The organism is uncultured Oscillibacter sp., from assembly GCF_910587525.1.
In the GTDB taxonomy this organism is placed as follows: domain Bacteria; phylum Bacillota; class Clostridia; order Oscillospirales; family Oscillospiraceae; genus Oscillibacter.
Genome location: NZ_CAJULS010000182.1, coordinates 1 through 3573 on the forward strand (window position 1 = coordinate 1; position 3573 = coordinate 3573).

The 3573-nt window shown below is 58.8% G+C and carries 4 protein-coding genes; 1 reads left to right on the forward strand and 3 read right to left on the reverse strand.

What is annotated here, in order from left to right:
* Positions 1-958, reverse strand: a 958-nt coding sequence (locus QZ326_RS11950; protein ID WP_295745512.1) for a DNA gyrase subunit A, incomplete at its 3' end; no start/stop codon positions are given.
* A gap of 15 nt (positions 959-973) precedes the next feature.
* Positions 974-1195 (reverse strand): helix-turn-helix domain-containing protein, encoded by a 222-nt coding sequence (locus QZ326_RS11955; protein ID WP_295745514.1) that lies wholly within the window; start codon positions 1193-1195, stop codon positions 974-976.
* Positions 1196-1309: 114 nt separating this feature from the next.
* Between QZ326_RS11955 and QZ326_RS11960 the strand changes: the two genes are divergently transcribed.
* Entirely contained in the window at positions 1310-1513 is a 204-nt protein-coding gene (locus QZ326_RS11960; protein WP_295745516.1) for a hypothetical protein, read from the forward strand.
* 408 nt (positions 1514-1921) lie between these two features.
* On the opposite strand, the gene QZ326_RS11965 is transcribed toward QZ326_RS11960, so the two are convergent.
* Positions 1922-3573, reverse strand: a 1652-nt coding sequence (locus QZ326_RS11965; RefSeq protein ID WP_295745518.1) for a toprim domain-containing protein, incomplete at its 5' end; no start/stop codon positions are given.

Consider the following 3573-nt stretch of genomic DNA (forward strand, 5'->3'; position numbering starts at 1 on the left):
TCAGGTCGATGGCCAGCTTCAGGCCGTTCAGGTCGGTCTCGTCCCGCATGTCGGAGATCTCCTTGATCTTCCCGGCCTTTACCAGCTCGGCCACCTTGTCCAAAATGGCCTCCACGGTGGTGGAGTAGGGGATCTCGTAGATCTCCAGCACGTTGTCCTCCTTGACGTGCCGCCACTTGGCCCGCAGCTTGAGGGGCCCCCGGCCCGTGCGGTAGATCTCCCCCAGGGCCGCCCCGTCATAGAGCAGCTGTCCGCCGGTGGAGAAGTCCGGGGCTTTCAGGACCTCCAGCAGGTCCACGCCAGGGTCCTTGAGGTAGGCAATGGCGGCGTCGCACACCTCCCCCAGGTTGAACCCGCACAGCTGGCTGGCCATGCCCACGGCGATGCCCTGGTTGGCGGAGACCAGGATGTTGGGGAAGGTGGTGGGCAGCAGGGCGGGCTCCTTCATGGAGTTGTCGTAGTTGTCCACAAAGTCCACCGCGTCCTGGTCCAGGTCCCGGAAGAGCTCCTGGCAGATGGGGGAGAGCTTGGCCTCGGTGTACCGGCTGGCGGCCCAGGCCATGTCCCGGGAGTAGACCTTGCCGAAGTTGCCCTTGCTGTCCACGAAGGGGTGGAGCAGGGCCCCGTACCCCTTGGAGAGGCGGACCATGGTGTCGTAGATGGGGCCGTCGCCGTGGGGGTTGAGGCGCATGGTCTGGCCCACGATGTTGGCGGACTTGGTCCTGGCGCCGGTTAAAAGGCCCATCTTGTACATGGTGTACAGGAGCTTGCGGTGGGAGGGCTTGAAGCCGTCGATCTCCGGGATGGCCCGGGAGACGATGACGCTCATGGCGTAGGGCATGTAGTTGGTCTCCAGGGTGTCGGTGATGGACTGCTCCACCACGGCGGCGTGGAGGCCCAGGACGTTGGGGTTTGTGACCTTGGGCTTGTTTTCGTTTGGCGTTTTCTTCTTCGGCATATGATTCTGATTCCTTTACTTGTTCACTTCGGGGTTGTCTGTGCGGCCCAGGAGGTAGTCTACGGAGCAGCCTAAATAATCCGCGATCAGTTCGAGATTCTGGGAGGCAATTTTTGAGGAGGGTTTTTCTCTCCATTTGCTGAACAGACTTTCAGAAATACCGGTTTCTTTTGCCAGCTTATACCCGGTAATCTTTCTCTCTTCTATAATTTTCAAAATTCTTTCCGAATGTTTCATAAAGGCATCCCCCATTTTATTTTAATAGGATGCGAGAAAAAATTCAAGTACAGTGTTGACTACATGAATTTTTTCTTGTATACTATACTCACCAACGTATTGGGAGGAACGGTTATGAACGAAACCTATGAATGGCTGTACGACCACTACGCCCTGCCCCTGATGCAGGTGAGAGACGGCGCGGATCAAATCAAACAGGCCATTCTCTCCCACAGTGATTCCGGCGACCGGGTGTTTTTGGGGGACCAGCTGGACAGCCTCTGTATGCTGTGGGAACCGATGCCTTCGCCCTCGGCCTGCAGCTGGGCCTGCGCCTGATGGCGGGCCAGAGGACGGACGGGCCGGAGGGCCCATAGGCCGGGCTCCTCCCCGCTATGAGCCTTTGCCCAAAATCCATTTCAAGGGGTTGTTTTGGATATATTGGCGGGTGATCTGCAGGTCTTCGTCATTTCGGATGATGTGGTCATAATAATGATCCTGCCAAATGGATTCACCCAGTTCCCTTGCAGTTAACGCCTTGACTGCATGGATGATCTTGGGAACGGATGTGGGGCCTGCACCCCCTGTGGAAGTCTCTGCTCCTCTTTCAGCCTTTACCACTTTGCAGAGGATGTTTTTACCCCGGGCTTTTGTGTTGAAGGTTATAAAGTAACAGCCCGGCCGGGAGTAATCATATCCTTTCAGCCGCTCCGGACGGTGTACTCGTTTGTTCCTATCCGGCATCTTTTATGAGATGTCCGCCATCTCCAGATACTTGTACCCGTTCTCCGCAATGTGGTCCTTCCGCCCCTGGAGGTTGTCCCCCAGCAGCAGGTCAAACACCGCCGCCGTCCGCTCCACGTCCTCCGGCATCACCCGGATCAGCCGCCGGGTCTCCGGGTTCATGGTGGTCAGCCACATCATGTCCGGGTCGTTCTCGCCCAGGCCCTTGGAGCGGTCGATCTTGTACTTCTTTCCCTCCAGGTCCTTTACAATGTCGTTCTTCTCCTTGTCGGAGTAGGCAAACCAGGTCTTCTCCCCGCAGTTGATCTCAAAGAGGGGCGTCTCCGCGATATACACGTACCCCTCCCGGATCAGCGTGGGCGTCAGGCGGTAGAGCATGGTCAGCACCAGCGTGCGGATCTGGAAGCCGTCCACGTCGCCGTCGGTGCAGATCACCACCTTGCTCCAGCGGAGGTTATTGAGGTCGAAGGAGGACACGTCCTTCACGTGCCTGTTCTGCACCTCTACGCCGCACCCCAGGACCTTGATGAGGTCCGTGATGATCTCGCTTTTGAAGATGCGGGCGTAGTCCGCCTTGAGGCAGTTCAGGATTTTGCCCCGGATGGGCATGATGCCCTGGTACTCCGAGTCCCGGGCCTGCTTCACGCTGCCAAGGGCGCTGTCGCCCTCCACGATATAGATCTCCCGGCGCTCCACGTCCTTGGTGCGGCAGTCCACAAACTTCTGTACCCGGTTGGCGATGTCGATGGAACCGGAGAGCTTCTTCTTGATGTTCAGCCGGGCCTCCTCGGCCTTCTCCCGGCTGCGCTTGTTCAAAAGCACCTGCCCCGCGATCTTCTCCGCGTCAAAGGGGTTTTCGATGAAGTAGATCTCCAGGTTCGACCGCAGGAACTCCGTCATGGCCTCCTGGACGAACTTGTTGGTGATAGCCTTTTTCGTCTGGTTCTCGTAGCTGGTCTGGGTGGAGAAGTTGTTGGAGACCAGCACCAGGCAGTCCTCCACGTCCGCCCAGGTGATCCTGCTCTCGTTCTTCTGGTACTTCCCCTGGTCCCGCAGGTACTTGTCCACGGCGGAGACGAAGGCGGATTTGCTGGCCTTCTCCGGACTGCCGCCGTGCTCCAGCCAGCTGGAGTTGTGGTAGTGCTCCACCACGTTGACCTTATTGGAAAAGCAGCAGGCTGCGCTGAGCTTCACCTTATACTCCGGCTTGTCCGCCCGGTCCCGGCCCCGCTTCTCCGCCTGCCAGAAGACGGGGGCCGTCAGGGCCACCTCCCCCGCCAGCTCCGCCACATAGTCGGAGATGCCGTTTTCATACAGGAACTCTGTCTCGTCAAAGCCCTCCGCCGTCTCATTGCGGAAGAGGAAGCGGACGCCGGCGTTCACCACCGCCTGGCGCTTCATCACATCGGCGAAGTACTCCGCCGGAATGGCGATGTCCGTAAACACGTCCAGGTCGGGGAGCCAGCGGGTGCGGGTGCCGGTCTTTCTGCTCTGATTTTTGGACAGGGGCTTTTTCCCCAGCTCCCCCACGATCTCGCCCCGCTCAAAGTGGAGGCTGTACTCAAAGCCGTCCCGCCAGACGGTAACGTCCATGTATTTCGAGGCGTACTGGGTGGCGCAGGAGCCCAGGCCGTTGAGCCCCAGGGAGAACTCGT